This window comes from Desulforamulus profundi (assembly GCF_002607855.1).
Window position 1 is genome coordinate 125,439 of sequence record NZ_AWQQ01000017.1, and the last position, 17,074, is coordinate 142,512.

Here is a 17,074-nt window from a genome sequence, read left to right on the forward strand (position 1 = left end):
TGACATCTATGCTTATCCATGTGGATCGTGAAAGCAGGACACCTCTTTATCTGCAGATTAAAAACCAGATACGGGACATGATTTTTTCCGGTGTATTGTCTCCGGGCTTCCGGCTGCCCCCGGAACGAAAGCTTGCGGAGACCTTAAATGTGAATCGCAGTACGGTGCTCAATGCCTATCATGAACTGAAGGCTGACCGCCTGATTGAATCGCGGGTCGGATGCGGAACAGTGGTTTTAGAACCTCATTCTGCAGCCCGTGGTCAAAACGCTCCTTTTGCCTGTCCCGAGCCGATTCACTGGCGCCAGTTTTTTAGTGTAACTTCATCCAGGCAGCAAAATCCCCTGTTACAAGATCTTATGCAACTGCTTCACCGTCGCGAGGATGTCATTTCATTTTCTTTAGGCATCCCTGCAGTGGAACTATATCCCATTTCCGTTTTTCAAGACATACAGTCAGAGATCCTGAAGAAACACGGTCAAGCCACTCTGTCATTTCTCCCCACAGAGGGTTATTATCCCCTGAGAGAAAGTATCAGCCGGTTCATGAGGAAAAGCGGGGCTGCAGTTTCACCCGAGGAGATTCTTGTCCTATCCGGCTCCCAGCAGGGAATCGACCTTGCGGCACGGACATTGATTGATCCCGGCGACGTGATTCTGGCTGAAGAACCCTCATTTTTCTGTGCTGTGCAAGTGTTCCGTTCAGCAGGAGCCAGGGTAATCGGGGTGCCAATTGATGAGAACGGCATGAGAACTGATTTATTGGAGTCTTTTCTGGCCCGGTATAAACCAAAGTTTATCTATACCATACCGAACTTCCAGAATCCATCCGGGACGGTCATGAGTCCGGAGCGCCGGCGGCAAATGTTGAATCTGGCATACAGCTATCGTACTCCCATTTTGGAAGATGACGCGTACGGTGAGCTGCGCTATGAGGGTCAGCCGGTAACGTCATTAAAAGCTCTTGACCAGCACGGTTATGTCATATACCTGAGCACCTTTTCCAAAACCTTATCGCCTGGAGTAAGGATAGGCTGGCTGGCCGCTGCCCGTCCGGTCATTCGTCAAATTGTCATGGCAAAGCAACTCAACGACATTCATACCAATAGTCTGGCCCAATTTGTTTTGGATGGTTTTCTGCGCAGGGGTTTGTTTGAACAGCACCTGCAGATGATTCGCCAGGAATACGTAAAACGCCGCAATATGATGATGGATGCCCTGCAGAAAAGCATGCTGCCCGGTGTCTGTTGGAACGTTCCTGAAGGGGGGCTGTACCTGTGGTGCCGCCTGCCGGAAAGGATTGATAAGTCAACTGTTCTTCTAATGAGAGCCATTGATCAAGGGGTGACTTTTGTGCCGGGAGAAGCTTTTTATCTGGAAGAGCAGGGGTGTAATCATATAAGGTTAAACTTTGCATTACAGCCAAAGGGTGTTATCGAAGAAGGCGTGAAACGGTTGGTAAAAGCTTTGAGGGAGACGCTGGTCAGCACTGAGAGCCTGGAAAAAGAAATAAAAGCGCAGACAAATCCGTTGTTCTGATTGTTTTTCGGGGGAGCGCAAGTATTGGTAGGGTGGCCTGTATAATTCGATGAGGGGGTATCATGATGGCGGTCACATTAGCCAGGCGTATGGACGATTTGAAAGCATCCGAAATACGTGAGATATTAAAGATTACGGAAAATCCTGAGGTGATTTCTTTTGCCGGAGGCTGCCGGCTCCGGAGTTATTTCCCGTCCAAGAAATGAAAATTGTTTCTGCGCAGGTTTTGGAAGAAAACGGCAGCCAGGTGCTGCAGTATTCTACCACCGAAGGATTTGTGCCCCTTCGCAAACAAATTGCCGAAAGAATGAACAGGAAGTTCAAGACCCGTGTTACCTACGAGAACATCCAAATCATCAGCGGGTCACAACAGGGACTGGACTTTTCGGGTAAGCTGTTTATTGATGAAGGCGATGTTGTGCTGTGTGAAAGCCCGACCTACCTGGCTGCCATAAGTGCTTTTAAAGCATATAGGCCGGTTTTTCTGGAAGTTCCCACCGATGATAACGGGATGATTATTGAAGAACTGGAAAAAATCCTGGAGACCACAACAAGGATTAAGTTTATCTATGTTATTCCTGATTTTCAGAACCCTTCAGGCAGAACCTGGTCCCTTGAGAGACGACAAAGGTTCATGGAACTTGTAAACCGATACGAAATACCAGTTATTGAAGATAACCCTTACGGTGAACTAAGATTTGAAGGGGAAATGCTGCCTGCTCTAAAATCCTTTGACACAAAGGGACTGGTCATTTTTATCAGTACCTTTTCCAAGGTCTTTTGCCCGGGATTGAGAATAGGCTGGATCGCCGCTGACGCTAACTTCCTGAAAAAATACATCCTGATCAAACAAGGGGCAGATTTGCATACTTCGTCTATCAGCCAGGGTGAAATTGCCAAATTCATAGAACTCTATAATCTGGATGCAAATATTGAAAAAATTAAAAAAGTATACCGGCGTCGCAGGGACATTATGCTCAAAACCATGGAAGAAGAATTTCCTGAAAACGTGAATTTCACTTACCCCCAGGGGGGCTTATTCACCTGGGTGGTCTTACCACCCCATATTAAAGCTGCAGATTTACTGGTGCGATGCCTGAAACATAATGTGGCCTTTGTGCCGGGAGATTCGTTTTTTCCCAACGGAGGCGTAACCAATACAATGAGATTGAATTACTCCAATATGCCTGAGGAAAGAATCGTTGAAGGAATCAAGCGTCTGGCCAAGGCGATCAAAGAATATTAACAACGCAGCCTCTTAGTGGATACGGCAGAACGGTTATATTTTTACCCACGAAGATTGACAGGCTATTTCTGCCAGTGTTACTATAAAATTATGATAAAGAACTAAAGGAGAATTACCATGTGCAAGCCCGTGAGAAAATACCTAACAAGATATTATTGTATAGGTTAAGAATTGCGGCTTGCCATATTTTATTCATTTACAGAATGACTAACTGCCGTGCTCTTAGCACAAGGCAGTTTTTTATTTTATAAGCAGTTATCAAGGTAACCTTCCAAAAACAAACCGGGACCACACCGCAAACACGGATTTACCCGGATGCGAGCATGGACAACACCCTGGCTGTTATAGCGGCGCTGCTCGGAACATTGGCTCTTGTCCTTCTAACACTGCCGGATATGGTTACGCTGGATTGGGGGGCAGTAAGCCTGACCGCCTGGGGGTCTGTCCTATACATCCCATCCCGGTTACCGCTCTTTCTCTGGTAATTTGGTATCGCGGCATCGAAACCCTGGGCGCCAATCAGGTGATGATTTACATGTATATGGTTATCCCTGTGGCGATGGTAATTGCCGCTCTCTTTATCGGCGAGGTGCCAAATCCTATGCAAATCTTTGGCGCGGCTCTCACCTTGTTTGGCGTTGCGTTGGCGAGTTGTTAATTGTTTCTGCCCCCCGGGTCTTGCCTAAAGAAATGTTTTCTGGTATCATAACTCCTACAAAGATGACCCGGATAATGAAGGAAAAACAATCTGGTGTGGGTCGTCCCGACCCGCCTGGCATCCTGCTTTGTGCGTTGCTTGATGATTTTTAAACCCACAGTGTTTTTGAGGGAGCTGGACTTAGATTGCGTATACCAGGCCGCTCGGCTAAGGCGGAAGGTAGAAACCATCTAGCTGGCACCCACCTGCGAGAGGCGGGTATTTAAAAACACCAAGTGGACGGCTAAGTGGGTAATATTTAAAAAATCCTCAGAGTTGCTCTGAGGATTTTATTTGTTTATGTCTCAGTTTAAAAAGCAAACGCCAGGGTGGCAAGGAAAATACCGTAAAGTACCCCGTTGTAAGCCAGGTCCTTGGTTTAATCTGACCGGTTGTCTTCAGGCAGTACAATACAAACCCGGCCGCGGCAACGGCCAGCAGGGCGCTGGTCAAAGCCAGGGGTGTTAATTTCCAGGGAGTCAAAGCAATGCCGATGGCAGGAATGACGGTGCTCTGAAAGACCATCGCCCCTGTAATGTTGCCCAGGGCCAGGGTGGACAGTACAAAGGGCGCCCCCGAGTGACCTTGCAGGTGAAAGAGAAATTTAAAGAATTTGTTCATGTGCATGTGAGCGTTATCAGTGATAACAAGAAGAGAGATTGGGTTTGCCAGGCACCGGTAACCGGCTCATAAACAAACGGCCAGCGGCTTTTGCCTGGCTGTTTTTTATTTGGAAGGCAAAGAGAAGAGCATAGGAACCTCCGGTAAGGTTTAAGCTAATGATAGTAACCATACGGAGGGATTCTATGCGGAAAAGAAGAGTGGAACGGCCGGTGGTGGCCGTTACCAGAGATCCATTGGAAGGACAGGCGGTCTGCCGGGCCATTGAAATGCTGCCGGCGGATGAAATCTTTAAGCCCGGGGATACCGTTGTCATTACGCCCAACTGGGTAAACACTAATTTCCTTTACCCAAATAAAACACCACGAGGAAGCTACAGTTTCGCTGGGCATTAAAAACATCGCCCTGTCCTGGCCACCGGCGGAAATCCACGGTTGGCCCAAAACACAAAGGGGCATTCATGAGCGGCTGCACGGGTTTATTGCCGCCATGGCGGAAAAAATCCCCATTGACCTGACCATCCTCAGCGGGGACAAGGCCATGGTGGGCACTGGTCCCTCCAAGGGCAAACCCGTCAATTCGGACCTTGTGGTTGCCGGAACGGACCCGGTATCCACAGACGTGGTGGGAGCCAGGCTGCTGGGATTTATGCCCCAGGCAGTGCAGTATCTCTATGAGCTGGCCCTGGGAGGTGTGGGAGAAGGAGATCTGAAAAAGGTGGAATTAAAGGGCATCCCCCTTAATGAAGCGGAAGAAGCTTTTGGCCTGGCGGCCTACGGGTACCCGGTGGTGGTGGACCAGGGCAGGTTAAAGCCACTGCAGTTAAAATAAGTGTTAAATATGTGCAGCCCCCTGTGGTAAGATGAGAAGGAAAGAAGGAGGGGGTACCATGATTCTGGTCAGTGCCTGCCTGGCGGGGATTCCTTGCAAGTACCATGGAGGAGATAACCTGATTCAGCCTGTGGCTGAACTGATAGCAAAGGGTTTGGCTATTCCTGTTTGCCCGGAGGTATTGGGGGGTCTGGCGACACCCAGAGAACCGGTGGATATCGAACAAGGGGATGGCTTCGATGCCCTGGCAGGCCGGGCAAGACTGCTTAATGAAAGCGGCCAAGAGGTGACCGCCGAATTTCTGGCAGGGGCGGCCAGGGTGCTGCAAATTGCCCGGCGGCATGATGTTAAGGCTGCCATTCTCAAAGAGCGCAGCCCGTCCTGCGGCAGTTCCTGGATTTATAACAGGCTGCCGGGGACAACTGCTGTCCGGCGAAAGTTGGTGGACGGCATGGGTGTCACTGCAGCCCTTTTAACCAAAAACAACATTCAAGTGTTTTCTGAAGAACAGGTAACGGAAGAACTTCTGAACAAACTAAATCGAAAAATATAAAAAGGAACCGTTTTTTGACTGATAGCTCTCTCCATTGGGGGAATAATAGCAATAAACCCTGAAGGAGATGAGAGAATGCATTCGAATCACGATAAGGAATTGCAGGCGCAAGTCCAGGCTCTTATAGACAAAACCAACGGACTGAAGGACTATGGAATTAAAGCTAAGGTGCAAAACGGGGAAGTGCACCTGATGGGTTTGGTGGATACTCTCCGCGAAAGAAGACAGCTGCATGAACTGGTTTCCAGGGTACCCGGCATCAGGAGCATTGAAAACGGCGTCACCATCAGTACCGACGGCCAGATTAATGACGGTGAAGTTACCGCAGAAGTATACGAAGAATTAGAAAACAGCGGCATCAATTTAAAAAATATCGGCGCCGAAAGCATCGGCGGCACGGTTTACCTGCGGGGCCGCTCGGACAGCCAGGAGGAGATTCAAAACGCCATTGAGGCGGCCACCAGGGCCAGGGGAGTCAGGGATGTCATCAGCCAGGTATCTTTCAGCACCGGTTTTCGAGATGTGGACGACATCACCCTGAAAGAACTGTTCCACAGCCAGGTCAATAACGACCGCGAGGACCCTGATTTTAAGGACGGGTTGTTCGAATAGCGATAAGATGCAGGGAAGGAGCCTTTTCAAGGGCTCCCTTTCAACTTTGGGGGGTGATGAAAATCCAAATAATGCTATAATTTTAGTAGTAATCATTCCTAACAGGAGGTCCCTGAAATTGAAAGTGGATTATTATATAAACAAACTTCAGGCTAAAGGGTTAAAAATCACCTCCCAGCGGCAGGAGATTCTCAGAGTTTTTTTAGAAAGCAGCAATCACCATTTAAGTGCTGAAGAAGTTCACGGCAAGATAACGGAAAAGTATCCCGGTATGAGCCTGGACACGGTTTACCGAAACCTCAGCCTTTTATTGAATCTTGGTATTTTAACCGAACTGAACTTTGGTGATAGGAAAAGTTTGTTCGAGTTGAACAACACCGAGCACCATCACCATCTTATCTGCACCAAATGCGGCAGTTCCCAGGAAATAAATTTTTGTCCATTGAAATTTATGGACAGCCAGCAGGTAGAAAATTTTAAAATAGAAAAACATAGTTTTGAAATTTTTGGTATCTGTGCAAACTGTATGAAGTAAGGGGGTCTGTCCTTGAAAAAACACCGTTTGCTCCATATCTTCGTACTGTTTCTGCTGATGGTGAATCCATTGACTTTATAAGTTATCTTTTTGGCAGTATTGTGGCCATCAATGAGACTGATTTGAAAATTATCGCTTCCACCGGGCTGGCCATTTTTGCTCTGGTGATGTTGTTAAGGAAAGAACTGTTCTTCATTTCCTTTGATGAGGAAGGGGCCCGTTTGAAAGGGAGGACAGTAGCGTGTAAAAGAGAACAGGATGGCAAATACCCCGTCCTGTTTGTGTTTTCTCAGGCGGCTTTCTCATATGGATACCTTTCACTCATGAAAACCCCCACCGGAGGGTGGGGGCGGAATTTAGTCGCGGTTGATGTTGTGCTTCATATCTCTGACGCCGGTTTTATAGGCCATACCCATTTTAACGCTTTTCTGGGTGCCGTGCCGGTGGACACTGTTTAACTGGGCCTTTTGCGATTTGATTTCCCGGGGTTGGGTGTGGCCGACCGGGCGGTGCAGGTAATGCTCGATTTCCGGCAGTTCATGCTGCATTCCTTTGCGATATTCATCTATGATTGACATTTTTTCACCTCCCTCAAGTATAAATATATTTTGCCCAAATCTGTTCTGCCAATGAAATTATTTTCTGTTGGCTATATCAAGGGGAAATGCTAAGATGGTTACAAAACTAATTAGTTAGACAAGGTGAATTATGATCAACAAATTTAAAAACCAGCTGATGATTTTAATCGGTGTTCTGCTGCTGCTCCCTGTTTTAATCATTGGGGCTATGTTATACATGGTTAATCACACCAAACCGGTGGTATTGGAGGAACAGAGGGAAGCCCTGACCCTGGCTGTGGAAGAACTGTCAAAGACAGTGCCGCCGGACGTGTCCGGTCTGATAAATAAACAAACCATTGCCAATAAACCCCGTCCTGAACAAATTAAAGCGTTGAACAGGGAATTGGCCGGGGTCGTGATGAAAGTATTCCAAAAACACCACGGCATCGAGTTGGGTTACTATTCACCGGATATGAAAGCAGTGCTGGTCCAAATGGGCCAGGACAGTCACCTTCCTTATATGGATTTTAAGGACCTTTTTCTGGATGTATCCGAAGATACCCAGTGGTCTGAACAGGCCCAGTGGAAAGATGCCTTTGACAGGGTGATCTGGTCCAAAAAGCCCATGGAGATTGTCCTGGGGCCGCCGGGTAACCAGAAACTAATCATTTTTTGGCCCATGATGTCCGGCCAGCAGGTTGAAGCGGTGGTATGGGCCGGGGAAAGACTGGGCGGCATTAATAAAGAAATCCTGCAAGCCGAAAGTTTTGCCTACACGGTTATTTTCTTTGGCTTTATGCTGGGACTATGCAGCACCTTCTTCCTGTTAAAAAATTACCTGGACACAGTGGCCAATATTAAAGCAGGCCTGCAGAAAATGCAGGTTGACCTGACCTACGTCATTCCCCCCTCCATGGGAGAACTGGGCGATATCTCAAAGGCTATTAACGACCTGGCCTCAAGGTTGGCCAGCGCCCAGAATTATAATGAAATTATCATGGCGAACATCGATGCCGGCATTGTAGGGGTCGATATGAAAGGCAGGATCGTCAGTGTCAGCTCCACCGCCCGTAAATTTTTCGATTTACCTGAAGATGTCCTGGGTTATCATTTGGCCAAAGCTTTTCCGCCGGGTTCCGAAATTATAAAAATACTGTCGGATTGCTTACAGGGGCAGGAAACCAAGGACGTTTTAATGAAACTACCGGGTATTCAAGAACGACAGCTGCTGGCCAATACGTCCATCCTGTATGATGCCGGCAAACAGGTGGTAGGCGCAGTTTTAAGCTGCCGGGATGTCACCCACAGGAGGCGCCTGGAAGAACAGATAAGAAGACAGGAAAGACTGGCTTCCCTGGGCAAGCTGGTGGCCGGTGTTGCCCACGAAATTAAAAATCCTTTAACTTCCATCAGCGGTTATATCCAATTCTGGCTGAAAAGCAAAACGCCCACGGTGAAATCCCTTAATACCATTTACCGGGAGGTCAAGCGGCTGGATTCCATCGTAAACAAACTGCTGCTTTTTGCCAAACCAACCAGCACCGTTATGACGCAGGTCAATGTCAACGGTTTTGTCAGCAGGCTCCTGAACTTTTTTACAGAAACCCACGCCGAGACGGTTCAATTTACCTTTATCCCCGGGGAAGGGCTGCCGGAAGTCAATATGGACCCGGACCAGGTGGAGCAGGTTCTCATGAACATTATCTATAACGCCGTTCAGGCCATGCCTGGCGGCGGTGAGGTAAGGATAAGCACCGGGCACGACGTAGAGGAAAAAATGGTTACCATTGATATCAAAGATACCGGGTGCGGGGTGCCCGAAGAACTACTGGATAAATTGTTTGACCCATTCTTTTCCACCCGGGCCAAAGGAACCGGACTGGGGCTGACCATTGCGGATGAGATCATCCGGGCCCACGGCGGCAGCATTGAAATAAAGAGTCAAGAGGGGTTGGGCACAACCGTGCGGATTCTGTTACCGGCGGGGTAATTCGAAATTTTGGCAGCAGACGTATCCGGAGGTGTTAGAGATGGCCAAAAAACTGGTACTGGTTGTAGATGATGAAGAGAGTGTAAGACAGTTCCTCTATGATGTATTAACCGATGAAAATTACCGGGTGGAAACCGCGGTGGACGGGCGGGAATGCCTGGAGAAACTCATGAAATTAAAACCGGATGTTCTTGTTACCGATATTCGCATGCCTGAAAAGGACGGCTTTTCTTTGCTGGAACAAATCAAGTCTGCGGGACTCAATACGCCGGTTATTTTAATGACCGCCTTCGGCACCACCGAGGTGGCCATCCGGGCTACGAAATTAGGGGCCTTTGACTATATTGTGAAGCCCTTTGACCTGGATGAGTTTTTAAGCCTGGTGCAAAGGGCAGCGGCCCAAACCGAGACGGTGGCAACCTTTCAACCGCAGGATCAAATTGACGAACCAGGCGGCATCAATATGATCGGCAGTTCTCCTGCCATGCAGGCCGTTTACAAGGACATCGGACGGGTGGCAGACAGCAATGCCACGGTTTTAATTCAGGGAGAAAGCGGCACCGGCAAAGAACTGGTGGCCAGAGCCATTCACTATAACAGTTCCCGTCGCAATAAGCCCTTTATTAAAATCAACTGTGCCAACCTGCCGGACAGTCTTTTAGAGAGTGAATTGTTTGGCTACGAAAAGGGGGCCTTTACCGGAGCCAGCAGTTCCAAGGTAGGTAAGTTTGAAGTGGCCCATGAGGGAACCATTTTTTTCGATGAGATCGGGGAAATCAGTCTGGCGACCCAGGCCAAACTTTTGCGGGCCATTCAAGAAAAGGAATTTGATCGTGTGGGAGGGACCACCACCATCAAGGTGGATGTGAGAATCCTGGCAGCCACCAACAGAAAGCTTAAACAAAGTGTGATGGAAGGCGGTTTTCGGGAAGATTTGTTTTTTAGGCTCAATGTAATCAATATCGTCATCCCGCCTTTGAGGGAAAGAAGAGAAGATATCCCCCTGCTGGTTGCTCATTTCCTGGCCAAGTACAATAAGGAATTCAACCGGCAGGTAAGGGGATTTTCCGAAGGGGCCACCAAATTATTAATGAGTTACGACTGGCCGGGGAATGTGCGGGAGCTGGAAAATGTGGTGGAAAGGGCCATTATTATGGCCAGGGGATCCATCATTGTGCCGGAGGATATCGAAATCGCCACAGCGGAGAAAAAACAACTTTTTGATCCTGGCAGCCCGGGTGAGCAGAATTTGCCCCTTAAGCAAATTGTCGCCGATGTTGAACGGCAGGTGATTTTACGGGCCCTGGAAGAAAACAATTGGTGCCGGACCACCGCGGCCAAGGCCCTGGGTATCAACAGAAGGTCCCTATATGCCAAGATAAAGGAGCTGGGCATTGAGTAATGGGCAAAAATTGCCCGGTGGTGGGTAGTTTTACCCCGTTTTTGTCATTACAAAATTGCTTACGAAGCGAATATATTAAACGGCTGCTAAGGCCGTTTTTTATTTATCCTTTAGGAATAGTGCAAAATCAGGGTCCCGTGTTTTTACAGAGAAATCCGGCCGGCCCTTTTCTCATCTGGCACCCATTTTGCAATATAGGACGACAATGAAGTGTTAAGGATTGGGGGACTGCCAAATGGAAAATATCCTCTTCTCAGGCGCCATGACCTTTATGTTCATTGGTATCTTTGTGGGCATGTTGTTCCCGATTTTGGGGAACGCAGGATCCTTTATGGTCGTGCCCCTGTTAATCATTCTTACAGGACTGCCGCCCGAGATTGCAATCCCCATTGGTTTGGCTCACCTGGCCGCCCTGATTGTGCCGACGGCTGTCAGCCAGTGGCAGGTGGGAAATGTGGACGGCAAACTGCTGCTGCTGTTACTGCTGGGCGTACTGCCCGGCATGTTCCTGGCCGGCAAAGTAAGCTGGATGATGGAAAGCTGGGGAGATTATTACAAAGCCCTTTTGATCCCCTACCTGCTTCTGCTGGTGGGAGCCGTGCTGCACCGTATCCGGTCGTTCCCGCTGCTGCCTAGGCCCAACAACCGGTACAGAAAAATGGTCATAAAAGCCCTGAGGAGGCTGCCGGGGAAGACCTTTTTACCTGCCAGCATGATACAGGTACCTTGGGTCATTCCCGTTACCCTGGGACTGGTGCTTGCTTTTGCCGGTAAATTACTGGGCCCGGTGGTCGCCCTTCTGGTGAGCCCCTTCCTGATCGTTTGCTTGGATATTCCGGTCATGATGGCTGTAGGGACCGCAATGGCAGCAAACTTTATCGGGATGTTGGCCATCTCTCTGGGCAGTGATTTTCTGGCTCTCCCCATCAACTTACAGATTTTGCTGTGGTTATTCCTCGGTTCATCCATCACCGTGTTGGTGATCTCTACGATTATGAAAAAGAGGCCCTACCCGGTACCCGTTGCTGCGGTTTTGGTCCTGATTACTTCAATAACCCTCTGGGTTCTCACAAGCAGCCAACCCAATCTTAACTTATTGATCCAGCATTTTAGTTTTCCCATCAACCTGCTTGGTTGGTTTGGGGGTGTTCAGGGATGAGGGTGGCGGCTGTAGTTTGTTTGACACTGATCCTGTTATTTCCCGTTACAGTCTGGGCAGAGGATTTGACCTGCCAGCTGTCTAAACAGGAAATCGAAGTGGGGTTGGACCCTACCCGGGAAACCGTTACGGTTTTTGGTCAGGCGCCGAAAAACGTCCCTGTTTTCATAAAGGTGGAAGGACCTGACCGGCCGGTGCTGGTGACACTCTATGAAAACGATTCTTTTATGAAGTTTAACGAAGCGGAAGTTCAGGGTTTGCCTGGTTTTTATCAGGTTTTAACTTCTGTTCCGGTGGACCGGATTAAAAAAAGCCATTGGCAAGAGTTGGGGATTGACCCTGCGTACCGGCAGTTGGTTTCCGGCGCCTGGGTAAGAATGCGGCAGGCCATCAATGAGGCGTACCGGAAAAACCAGCAGGATTATATTGACCTGGCACTTAAGATCAAAGATGAAAAACACCTGTTTTCCGTGCGCCAGGGGGTGGTAAACAGGAATGGCCGCAATTATTGGGCAGAAATTCCATTAGTACAAGGAATGCCCCTGGGACAGATCGAAGTTACCGCCATGGCGCTGGTGAACGAACAGCTCATTGTCTCAGAGCTACAAAGCCTTCACCTGAAGCCCTCTTCACTTCTCTCATTGGGTTCCCAGGAATTATCGCTCTCCCCGGTGATGGTTATTTCTTTATTTATGGTACCAATTTTTCTCTTAACGGTGGCACAAATACTGGAGATCATCGAATACCGGAGGGAAGAGGAGAGAAGGGCACGATTGTTAAGGGAGATTTGTCAAAGATAAAGCCGTGATGCAACGCATCACGGCTTTATCTGGTTAAACCAAACTTTTTGGCTGCTTCAGAGAGCCCATCCCGGTGGTCCGGATGAGCGATGGCAATGAGGGATTCCGCCCGCTGGCGGTAGGTTTTACCCCTTAACTTGGCAATGCCATACTCGGTAACAACGTAATCTACATCATTTTTACTGAGGCTAACCACAGAACCGCTTTCCAGCATAGGAACAATTTTTGTTCTGCCTTGTGGGTGGAATGCAGGATGACGATACTCTTGCCGTTTTGGGCATTCATGGCGCCACGGGCAAAGTCGACCTGTTCCCCGGTGCCGGAATAAAGCTTGGGGCCGATGGGTTCTGAGGCACACTGGCCTAACAGGTCAATTTCATCAACTGAATTAATGGCAACCATATTATTGTTTTTGGATATAACCATCGGATCGTTGGTATAGGAAACAGCATGCATTTCAAACAACGGGTTGTTATTCATAAATTGGTACAAACGCCTGCTTCCGACGGCTGAACTGCAAATGATTTTGCCCTGATGAAGGTTTTTACGCCGGTTTGTTACCGCGCCGCACTCCACCAGATCCACGATCACATCGGTTATGAAATGGGTATGAATACCAAGCCCTTTTTTAACACTCAGGCACTGGGCCGCCGCATTGGCCACCGAACCCAGGCCCAACTGAAGGGTCGAACCGTCCTCAACAAGTTCGCAAACATAGTCACCGATCTTCAAGTCAATCTTGTTTAAAGTTGGCTTGGGCATTTCCAGCAGAGGAGATTGATCCTCTACGATCAAGTCCGCCTGGGAGATATGGATGAAACTGTAGCCCATGGTCCGGGGCATATTGGGGTTAACCACCAGAATGACCTTTTTTGCGCAGCCGGCCGCGGCAATGGTATAATCAACCGATACTCCAAAACTGAAGTACCCGTGCTCGTCCATGGGGGAAACCGTTCCCATAAAGACATCGACATCGATATCCCGGATGAATGTGGGGTATTCGTACAGGTAACCGGGCATCACACCCGCCCGTCCTTCTTTAACGCCCCTTTTCACGACACTGCTGGTCAACCAGGAAACATGGCGGAAGTGACGTTCCATACCCGGTTTGAGATAGCTGGCCTCCCGTAAAGGCAGCATTTGATGTATTCTTACGTCCTTCAGCTCACCTCGACGTTCCGCCAGAACTTCCATCAGAATCTCCGGTTCAGCGGCGCCAGGGGGAACGACAATGTTATCGCAGGAAGAAATAACGGAAACAGCCTCGGCTGCGGAAACTCTTTTTTCCCTGTACATCGTAGATAATTTTTCAGAGTCCTCAAACAGAGGACCTGCTTTAAACCAAACCAAATGCTTCACCTCCGAATCTATATTGCTAAGTGAATTATATCACTTTACACTAACCAATGGAAGAATGTGTTGTCACACTAATAGAGGGTTTTTTATGCAAAAACTTAAAATTAAATTATGAACGTGATTTGCAATATTAATTCTACGTTGCATGGTTGTTTTTGAGAGTGAACTGTTTATAACACTTGAAAACAATAAACAAATATGCTAGCATGGCGGTGAAAAAAGCAAACAGCAAGCGCTTTAAAACAAAGTAATTCATTGCTCAAAAGCCAAGTGAACAGATTCACAAATTTGTCACTACAAACAATTAATCAAGACCTTTAAAAATAAGATTCAGGATTAATAATTGTCACTACAACGTTAAGGATAACTTGTGGTTCAATGAGGTGAAGAAAATGATTGATTCCTTAAACGAATACATTGTCGCTATTTATAATCTTAATAAAGCCCAGTATGGATTAATTGTGGTGGCCTTAATGTCGGTGGTGGGCGTGTCTGTGGGGTTGTTTACAGAAATTGTATTAAGGCTGTTCGGGATCAAAGGGGAACAATAAAGGGAGAGGAGGGAACGGCCTTGTTGCATTTGCCCATTGCCAATGCAGATGTAAATGGTTTGGCTTTGTTAATGCTTGGCTTTTTTGTGGGGATCCTGGGGGGTTTTTTGGGATCGGAGGGGCCTTTATTGTCACTCCGGCCTTGAATATATTTGGTTTTCCCATGGCCTTTGCCATTGGTACGGATATCGCTCATATTTTTGGCAAATCCATTGTCGCCACCTTTAAACATGCCCTGCTCCGCCACGTGGATTTCAAATTGGGCTTAATTATGGGCCTGCTGGGGATGTACGGCGTTTCTCTGGGCAAGCAATCCATTCTGTATCTTGAGAAAATCGGGCAGGTGGGACCCACCGTAAGAATCGTCTATATTATTCTCCTGTTTGCCCTGGGGATTTTTATGATCAAAGACTATTACCATTACTCCCGGTTAAATGAAGAGCAAAAAATAAATGCGGAAAGAAATAAGTCCAAACTGGTCCAGTGGGTACAGGGATTAAGGTTCGGGCCTTATATCGGCTTTCCCACCTCAAATGTTAAAGCCATTTCCATTTGGGTGATTGTGTTTTTAAGTGTTTTCAGCGGGTTTATCTCCGGCTTTCTGGGAGTAGGCGGCGGTTTTGTGCGGGTTCCCATTTTAATTTATTTTCTGGGGCTTCCCACCGTGATGGCAGTGGGCACCGATTTGTTTGCCATACTGATTACCAATTCCTGGGGTGCCTATATTTATGCCCTCTCGGGCAAAGTAGAAATCATCGGCGCTCTGGTTATGCTGGTGGGCGCAGCTGTAGGAGCCAAATAGGGTCGGTGGCTACAGCCTATATCAAGGGGATGAAAATACGTCTTTATTTTGGCATAACGTTACTGCTGGCCGGCGCGGCGGTTCTCCTGAAGCAGATGCTGTTACCCACCCTGGCGGGGTATTTGATGCTCAGTTCTGCGGCAGTTCTCAGTGGAATCATTATTTATATGCTCATCAAGTCCGCATACGCCCAGGCCGGGTTGACCAACCCATCAGATCATAAAGAATTCAGTAAGCAAAAGCTGCCTCAACGAATTGAAAAAGGCTGAACAGTAAAGCCAGGGCAGCCCACCAACCCGTAATCGTTTTTGTAAAAACAAGGGCCAACAGCAAAAGGGCCAGGAGAAATCGGATCAGCCGGTCCGTGTTGCCTAAATTTTTCTCCCAATCTAAATGCACAACCTCATCCCCCGCGATAAAAGAAGTTTGAGGATTAGTATACCGAAAACACAGGGGGATATACAAAAAAACCACCCGCAGGTGGTTTTTTTGTATGAAGAATATTTAGTGTCCGCTGGTCTCGTTGCTCAGGTTGGCATTTTCCAGCAGACGGAAAAAGATGCTCAGGATAATGGCTACCACGGTTGCCAATCCCATACCCTTCAGGCTGACGGCCCCCAGCTGAATTTGGGCGCCGCTGACGCCAATGATCAGGACAACCGAGGTAAGAATCAGGTTGGAAGCCTTGCTGTAATCCACCTTGGCCTCTACCAGCATGCGAATACCGGAAGCAGCAATTACACCGAACAGCAGCAGGGAAACGCCGCCCATCACCGGTGTGGGAATACTTTGAATGGCCGCGGAGAGTTTACCCACAAAGGAGAGGATAATGGCGATGATGGCGGCTCCGCCGATCACCCAGGTGCTGTAAACCTTGGTGATGGCCATGACACCGATGTTTTCGCCATAGGTGGTGTTGGGGGTGGAACCGAAGAAGCCGGACAGCAAAGTGGACAAGCCGTTGCCCAGCAGGGAGCGGTGCAAGCCAGGGTCTTTGGCCAAATCCCGGCCCACGATGTTTGTTGCTGGTCACAAACAGGTGCCCCACGTGTTCTGCAATGACCACCAGTGCTGCCGGCACAATAATCATAATGGCGTTTAAATCAAAGGTCGGGCTGTAAAATGTCGGTTTGGCAAACCAACTGGCCTTGGCAATGGATTCTGTGCTGACAAGGCCCATAAAGATGGAGAGAATATAACCGGAAACGACACCCACCAGGATCGGAATAATGGCGAGAAATCCACGGAAGATCACCGAGCCAAGGATGGTGACACCCAGGGTAAACATGGAGACTGTAATGACCTTTGGATCGGCAACATATTTGGCAGGATCAGCTGCTGCCAGACCGGCCATCTGGGCGGCGATAGGGGCCAGTTCCAGACCGATCACCGCTACAATGGCGCCCATAGCAGCCGGCGGGAAGACCACATCAATCCATTTTGTTCCCACGGCGCCGATGATCAAAGCAACAATTGAGAAGATCAAGCCTACTACAATAAAACCTCCCAGGGCCGCGCTGTAGTCGTACTTGCCCAGGACAACAAAAACAGGAGAAAGGAAGGCGAAGCTGGAACCCAGATAGGCGGGTATGCGGCCTTTACAAATAAACAGGTACAGTAAAGTGCCAATACCGTTAAACAACAGAACGGTAGCCGGGTCCACCTTAAATAAAATCGGTACCAGTACAGTGGCCCCAAACATGGCAAATAAGTGCTGCAAACTGAGGGGCAGGGTTTGCAACAGGGGCAGCTTTTCTTCTACTTGGATCTCTCGCTTAACCATCATTCCATTCCTCCCAGAAAATATTAGCATAGAATGTA

18 protein-coding genes, 1 other RNA gene and 3 pseudogenes are annotated in these 17,074 nt (G+C 48.3%); 17 read left to right on the forward strand and 5 right to left on the reverse strand.

Translation table 11 applies throughout. The features are described from left to right. Positions 1 to 8: 8 nt before the first annotated feature. The 4 genes and pseudogenes from pdxR to ssrS all read left to right on the forward strand — a co-directional run bounded on the left by pdxR (position 9) and on the right by ssrS (position 3,740). A complete protein-coding gene (gene pdxR / locus P378_RS02300; protein ID WP_099082127.1) occupies positions 9 to 1,538 on the forward strand; it encodes a MocR-like pyridoxine biosynthesis transcription factor PdxR in 1,530 nt (509 codons plus the stop codon). 65 nt (positions 1,539 to 1,603) lie between these two features. After that, positions 1,604 to 2,784: pseudogene (locus P378_RS02305) on the forward strand (aminotransferase-like domain-containing protein). Between the two features lie 409 nt (positions 2,785 to 3,193). Continuing rightward, positions 3,194 to 3,442 carry an EamA family transporter gene (locus P378_RS19285; RefSeq protein ID WP_180260937.1) on the forward strand — a complete coding sequence of 83 codons (249 nt, stop codon included), beginning with the start codon at positions 3,194 to 3,196 and terminating at the stop codon, positions 3,440 to 3,442. A 116-nt stretch (positions 3,443 to 3,558) separates the two neighbouring features. Beyond that, positions 3,559 to 3,740: non-coding RNA, 6S RNA (ssrS, locus tag P378_RS02315), on the forward strand. Between the two features lie 11 nt (positions 3,741 to 3,751). On the opposite strand, the gene P378_RS23915 is transcribed toward ssrS, so the two are convergent. Beyond that, on the reverse strand, positions 3,752 to 4,108 hold the full coding sequence (locus tag P378_RS23915; RefSeq protein ID WP_420795958.1) for a hypothetical protein: 357 nt from the start codon (positions 4,106 to 4,108) through the stop codon (positions 3,752 to 3,754). 179 nt (positions 4,109 to 4,287) lie between these two features. On the opposite strand from P378_RS23915, the gene P378_RS23315 reads away from it, so the two are divergent. The 6 genes from P378_RS23315 (at position 4,288) to P378_RS20665 (ending at position 7,091) form a co-directional block, all read left to right on the forward strand. Then, positions 4,288 to 4,497: a hypothetical protein gene (locus P378_RS23315; RefSeq protein ID WP_338013803.1), complete on the forward strand. Its 210-nt coding sequence runs from the start codon at positions 4,288 to 4,290 to the stop codon at positions 4,495 to 4,497. Beyond that, positions 4,493 to 4,933 (forward strand): DUF362 domain-containing protein, encoded by a 441-nt coding sequence (locus P378_RS02325; protein WP_338013806.1) that lies wholly within the window; start codon positions 4,493 to 4,495, stop codon positions 4,931 to 4,933. Before P378_RS23315 ends, P378_RS02325 begins: the two co-directional genes overlap by 5 nt. 58 nt (positions 4,934 to 4,991) lie before the next feature. After that, positions 4,992 to 5,486, forward strand: coding sequence for a 2-thiouracil desulfurase family protein (locus P378_RS02330; protein WP_099082129.1), 495 nt, complete (start codon positions 4,992 to 4,994; stop codon positions 5,484 to 5,486). 75 nt (positions 5,487 to 5,561) lie between these two features. Beyond that, positions 5,562 to 6,098, forward strand: coding sequence for a BON domain-containing protein (locus P378_RS02335; protein ID WP_099082130.1), 537 nt, complete (start codon positions 5,562 to 5,564; stop codon positions 6,096 to 6,098). A gap of 124 nt (positions 6,099 to 6,222) precedes the next feature. Then, a complete protein-coding gene (locus P378_RS02340; protein ID WP_238472794.1) occupies positions 6,223 to 6,633 on the forward strand; it encodes a Fur family transcriptional regulator in 411 nt (136 codons plus the stop codon). A gap of 68 nt (positions 6,634 to 6,701) precedes the next feature. Beyond that, on the forward strand, positions 6,702 to 7,091 hold the full coding sequence (locus tag P378_RS20665) for a metal ABC transporter permease (protein ID WP_274378629.1): 390 nt from the start codon (positions 6,702 to 6,704) through the stop codon (positions 7,089 to 7,091). Here P378_RS20665 and P378_RS02350 read toward each other — a convergent pair. Beyond that, positions 6,990 to 7,211, reverse strand: a complete 222-nt coding sequence (locus P378_RS02350; RefSeq protein WP_099082132.1) for a hypothetical protein — start codon at positions 7,209 to 7,211, stop codon at positions 6,990 to 6,992. The two genes, P378_RS20665 and P378_RS02350, sit on opposite strands and share 102 nt — an antisense overlap. A 130-nt stretch (positions 7,212 to 7,341) precedes the next feature. Between P378_RS02350 and atoS the strand changes: the two genes are divergently transcribed. The 4 genes from atoS (at position 7,342) to P378_RS02370 (ending at position 12,544) form a co-directional block, all read left to right on the forward strand. Next, positions 7,342 to 9,183 carry a two-component system sensor histidine kinase AtoS gene (gene atoS / locus P378_RS02355; protein ID WP_099082133.1) on the forward strand — a complete coding sequence of 614 codons (1,842 nt, stop codon included), beginning with the start codon at positions 7,342 to 7,344 and terminating at the stop codon, positions 9,181 to 9,183. Positions 9,184 to 9,223: 40 nt separating this feature from the next. Next, entirely contained in the window at positions 9,224 to 10,585 is a 1,362-nt protein-coding gene (locus P378_RS02360) for a sigma-54-dependent transcriptional regulator (protein ID WP_099082134.1), read from the forward strand. A gap of 235 nt (positions 10,586 to 10,820) precedes the next feature. Then, complete coding sequence (locus tag P378_RS02365; RefSeq protein WP_099082135.1) at positions 10,821 to 11,744, forward strand: sulfite exporter TauE/SafE family protein; 924 nt, start codon at positions 10,821 to 10,823, stop codon at positions 11,742 to 11,744. Beyond that, entirely contained in the window at positions 11,741 to 12,544 is an 804-nt protein-coding gene (locus P378_RS02370; protein WP_099082136.1) for a TIGR02186 family protein, read from the forward strand. The genes P378_RS02365 and P378_RS02370 overlap by 4 nt, the downstream gene beginning before the upstream one ends. A gap of 25 nt (positions 12,545 to 12,569) precedes the next feature. Here P378_RS02370 and P378_RS02375 read toward each other — a convergent pair. Then, a pseudogene (locus tag P378_RS02375) lies at positions 12,570 to 13,894 on the reverse strand (acetyl-CoA hydrolase/transferase family protein). Between the two features lie 398 nt (positions 13,895 to 14,292). On the opposite strand from P378_RS02375, the gene P378_RS02380 reads away from it, so the two are divergent. The 3 genes from P378_RS02380 (at position 14,293) to P378_RS20680 (ending at position 15,522) form a co-directional block, all read left to right on the forward strand. Then, positions 14,293 to 14,451: an MFS transporter gene (locus P378_RS02380; protein WP_099082137.1), complete on the forward strand. Its 159-nt coding sequence runs from the start codon at positions 14,293 to 14,295 to the stop codon at positions 14,449 to 14,451. A gap of 127 nt (positions 14,452 to 14,578) precedes the next feature. Continuing rightward, positions 14,579 to 15,253, forward strand: coding sequence for a sulfite exporter TauE/SafE family protein (locus P378_RS20675; RefSeq protein ID WP_238472795.1), 675 nt, complete (start codon positions 14,579 to 14,581; stop codon positions 15,251 to 15,253). A gap of 5 nt (positions 15,254 to 15,258) precedes the next feature. Continuing rightward, positions 15,259 to 15,522, forward strand: coding sequence for a hypothetical protein (locus P378_RS20680; protein WP_238472782.1), 264 nt, complete (start codon positions 15,259 to 15,261; stop codon positions 15,520 to 15,522). On the opposite strand, the gene P378_RS23920 is transcribed toward P378_RS20680, so the two are convergent. Both P378_RS23920 and uraA read right to left on the reverse strand, forming a co-directional pair. After that, the gene (locus P378_RS23920) at positions 15,482 to 15,727 is read right to left on the reverse strand and encodes a YgaP-like transmembrane domain (RefSeq protein ID WP_420795959.1); all 246 of its coding nucleotides are present in this window, start codon (positions 15,725 to 15,727) and stop codon (positions 15,482 to 15,484) included. The two genes, P378_RS20680 and P378_RS23920, sit on opposite strands and share 41 nt — an antisense overlap. A gap of 30 nt (positions 15,728 to 15,757) precedes the next feature. Continuing rightward, a pseudogene (gene uraA, locus P378_RS02395) lies at positions 15,758 to 17,036 on the reverse strand (uracil permease). Positions 17,037 to 17,074: the final 38 nt, after the last annotated feature.